At 65.6% G+C, this 3,600-nt stretch carries 5 protein-coding genes and 1 pseudogene; 5 read left to right on the top strand and 1 reads right to left on the bottom strand.

The features are described from left to right. On the bottom strand, window positions 1–675 hold a 675-nt coding region (locus tag EOA49_RS31025; RefSeq protein ID WP_164749351.1), incomplete at its 3' end, for an ABC transporter substrate-binding protein. 179 nt (window positions 676–854) lie between these two features. Here EOA49_RS31025 and EOA49_RS31020 point away from each other — a divergent pair. The 5 genes and pseudogenes from EOA49_RS31020 to EOA49_RS31000 all read left to right on the top strand — a co-directional run. Next, window positions 855–1,349 carry a flavin reductase gene (locus EOA49_RS31020; protein WP_067328468.1) on the top strand — a complete coding sequence of 165 codons (495 nt, stop codon included), beginning with the start codon at window positions 855–857 and terminating at the stop codon, window positions 1,347–1,349. A 3-nt stretch (window positions 1,350–1,352) separates the two neighbouring features. Further along, window positions 1,353–1,540: pseudogene (locus tag EOA49_RS33845) on the top strand (VWA domain-containing protein); the annotation flags it as partial. A 69-nt stretch (window positions 1,541–1,609) separates the two neighbouring features. Further along, window positions 1,610–1,948 (top strand): XdhC family protein, encoded by a 339-nt coding sequence (locus tag EOA49_RS31010; protein WP_067328341.1) that lies wholly within the window; start codon window positions 1,610–1,612, stop codon window positions 1,946–1,948. 6 nt (window positions 1,949–1,954) lie between these two features. Continuing rightward, window positions 1,955–2,659 (top strand): XdhC family protein, encoded by a 705-nt coding sequence (locus EOA49_RS31005; RefSeq protein ID WP_127241611.1) that lies wholly within the window; start codon window positions 1,955–1,957, stop codon window positions 2,657–2,659. Then, on the top strand, window positions 2,656–3,600 hold a 945-nt coding region (locus tag EOA49_RS31000; RefSeq protein WP_164749350.1), incomplete at its 3' end, for a molybdopterin-binding protein. The genes EOA49_RS31005 and EOA49_RS31000, both read left to right, overlap by 4 nt.

Below are 3,600 nucleotides of genomic sequence, written 5' to 3'. Positions count from 1 at the left end.
GTCGCGCCCCATGATGGCGATGTCGTCGCCGTCGCCGCCGGCAAACACTTTCGTAGCCCCCGCTTTCTTCAGGCGGCCGATCAGCCCGATCTGGTTGTCGAGCTGCGGCCGGAACGTGTCGACGAAGACCGGTTTCAGCGCCGCCTGCTCGGCGGCCGCGCGGAAAGTCTCTGCGATCTCTCGGCCATAGATGGTGCCGTCATCGATAACGGCGAACAATTCGTTCTGCCAGAGCCGAGTGAGGATCGTGGCCACCGCATTGCGTTCGTCGTCGCCGCGCGGGCCAAGCCGGTAGACCGGCCAGCCGGTCTTGGCGCGGCGGTCGGTCAGGCTCTCGGTGCGCACGCCGATCGCGATGACCGGAATGTTGGCATCCTTCAGGATCGGCAGCGCCGCCTCGATCGCTTCGGTGCACAGAAAACCGACAACGATGTTGACCTTGGCATCCACGAACTGCCTGGCAGCCGCTGCACCGCCATCGGCAGTGCAGGCGTCGTCAACGGTTTGGACGGCGACGCCTTCGGCCTCCGCCGCCAGCGCGGTCCCCGCCTCGATCTGCTTGCCGAGGATCGCCGACGGTCCCGACAGCGGTGCGGCGACGCCAACCAGCGTCTCGGCATGGACGCTCGCGGCCAGCCAAAGCAGCGCGGCTAAAGTCGTCGTGAGAAGGCGCATTCGGGCGAAGAGGTCCTCCGTGCCGGGAGTATTGTTCCGGCACTATTCCAGCAAAGACCTAAAGGCTGCCTAATCCCGGTGCAACACGCGAATTCAGGATTGCGCTCAAGCACTTCGCTTGTGTCATACAATATGCAGCCATATATAACGAGCTTCCGTTTTGGCAGGTGGATCATCGGGTGCTGAAGATTAATGACATCGGGCCGCAAGCCTATCGCGATGCGATGGCGCATTTTGCCGGCCATGTGCATGTGGTGACCACGGACGGCCCGGCCGGGAGACGAGGCGCAACGGTGATTGCCGCCTGCTCGGTCTCGGATACGCCGCCCGCCGTGCTTGTCTGCCTCAACCGCGAAAATCCCAAGAACGAGGCCTTCATCCGGAACGGCAATTTCGCGCTGAACACGCTCGCCTCGGACCAGGAGGCGCTGTCGGTCGGCTTTTCCGGCATCACCGGCCTGCCGTCCGAGGAGCGCTTCGCGCTCGGCGAATGGGACGTGATCTCGACCGGCGCGCCGACGCTGAAAGGCGCGCTCGCCGTCTTCGATTGTCAGATCATCGATACCAAGGATTTGGCCACCCACCGTGTGCTTTTTGGCAAGGTGACAGGCCTGCGCATCGGCGATAATTTGCGGCCGCTGATCTACCACAACCGCGACTACCACGTTCTGTGAAAACCGCTCTTGCGCTTTGATGGGTTTGAGGCGCGCCCCCGTGGCGTGAAGGCGATGCTGCCGCAACGAGTTCCGCGCCGTGCACAATCTCGGACGCGCTGGCCGATCCTTGCGCCCCGCTCGCCCAGCGGCCGGCCGCAGCTGTGGACCTGCGGCGCTGGCTGGGAACTGGCGACAGGCGGGCCGCGTAGCCATATGTTTCGCAGCGATATATTCCTCTGGGACGTTCCCCGAGAAAACAGACTTTGTGAGAAGCGACGATGGACGAGAGCATTTATCTCGATGAGCTCCGCGATCCCCTGATCATCGCGGAAGGCTGGATGAAGAACGGTAAGAATGTCGCCATCGCGACCGTGGTCGAAACCTGGGGTTCGGCCCCCCGCCCGATCGGCAGCCATCTGGTCATCGACGCCGAAGGCAATTTCCACGGCTCGGTGTCGGGCGGCTGTGTCGAGGGCGCGGTGGTGGCCGAAGCGATCGACGTCATCGGCTCGGGCAAGCCGAGGATGCTGGAGTTCGGCGTTGCCGACGAAACCGCCTGGCAGGTGGGGCTGTCCTGCGGCGGCCGCATCAAGGTCTATGTCGAGCGGCTGGGTTGACTGCGGATGGATCCGTATGTTCTGAAAACATTGAACGAAGAGCGCCGCGCCAGGCGCGCCGCGGTGCTGGTCACCGACCTCGGTGACGGCCGCGACCGCATCGTGCGTGAAGGCGACCGCGTCGCGGGCGAGCTCGGCGTGGCGATCGCCAGTGCGTTCCGCACCGGCATCTCTCGATCGGTGGAAGCGGAAGGGCGGACTTTCTTTCTCAATGCGCATCTGCCGCGCCCGCGCCTGGTGGTGGTCGGCGCGGTGCATATCAGCCAGGCGCTGGCGCCGATGGCCAGAATCGCCGGTTATCCGGTCGAGATCATCGATCCGCGCACCGCCTTCGCCACGCCGGAGCGCTTCCACGATGTGGCGCTGCATGCCGAATGGCCGGAAGATGTGCTGAAGCGCCAGCCGCTCGACAGCTACACCGCGCTTGCCGCCGTCACTCACGATCCCAAGATCGACGATTTCGCGCTGAAGGCGGCGCTCGACGCCAGGTGCTTCTATGTCGGGGCGCTTGGCAGCAGGAAGACTCACGCCAAGCGGGTCGAGCGTCTGCTGGCGCTCGGCGCCAGCGCCGACCAGATCGCCCGCATCCATGCGCCGATCGGGCTGGACATCGGCGCCGCGAGCCCGGCCGAGATCGCCGTCGCGGTGCTGGCACAAACCATCCACGCCTTCCGCTCGCGCGGCCTGGAAAGCAAAGGCGCGGTGGCGTGAAGTTCGGCCCGATCGCGATCGATGAGGCCGAAGGCGCGGTGCTGGCGCATGCGACCACTGCCGGCGAGCGGCGATTCCGCAAGGCGCATCGGCTGAACGGCGAGGACGTTGCTGCGCTGAAGGCGGCCGGCATCAGCGAAGTCGTCGTGGCCGTTCTGGCTCCCGATGACCTCGGCGAGGATGCCGCAGCCGAAAAGATCGCGTTGAGCATGTCCCATCGCAACGTGGAGACGAAGCCCGCTGCAACGGGACGCGTGAACCTGCATGCCGAAGCCGCAGGCGTCTTCACCGTCGACGCCAAGATGATCGACGCCATCAATGCCATCGACCCGGCGATCACCATCGCTACCCTGGCGCAGCACGCGCCTGTCGAGGCGGGCCAGATGGTGGCGACGGTGAAGATCATTCCGTTTGCCGTCGCTGCGAGCCTAGTCGATGCGGTGGCCAGGATTTGCGCCGGCGGCGAAATCTGCGCCGTCAACGCCTATCGCCCGGTCAATGTCGGCGTCATCCAGACGACGCTGCCCGGCTTGAAGCCGAGCGTGCTCGACAAGACGCTGCGGGTCACCGAGGCGCGGCTGGCGCGCTCCGGCGGCCGGCTGAAGGCGGAGCGGCGCACGCCGCATGACGTGACGCTTGTTGCGGAAGCAGCAAGCGCGCTGGCGCGCGACAACGACATGGTGGTGATCTTCGGCGCCTCGGCGCTGGCCGATTTCGCCGATGTCATCCCTGCCGCGATCGAGAAGGCGGGCGGCAAAGTCATTCGAGCCGGCATGCCGGTCGATCCCGGCAATCTGCTGGTGCTCGGAACGCTCGACGGCAAGCGCGTCATCGGCGCGCCCGGCTGTGCCCGCAGCCCGAAGGAAAACGGTTTCGACTGGGTGCTGGACCGGCTGATCGCCGGGCTTGACGTGACGGCGGGCGACATTGCCGGCATGGGC

The organism is Mesorhizobium sp. M1A.F.Ca.IN.020.04.1.1 (assembly GCF_003997315.1).
Taxonomy (GTDB): domain Bacteria; phylum Pseudomonadota; class Alphaproteobacteria; order Rhizobiales; family Rhizobiaceae; genus Mesorhizobium.
This window is presented reverse-complemented; position numbering and strand designations above follow the sequence as displayed.

Excerpts from the sequence above, each read along its gene's own strand:
- EOA49_RS31005 (WP_127241611.1), top strand. The coding sequence starts at position 1,955 with ATGGATCCGTATGTTCTGAAAACATTGAACGAAGAGCGCCGCGCCAGG.
- EOA49_RS31010 (WP_067328341.1), top strand. The coding sequence starts at position 1,610 with ATGGACGAGAGCATTTATCTCGATGAGCTCCGCGATCCCCTGATCATC.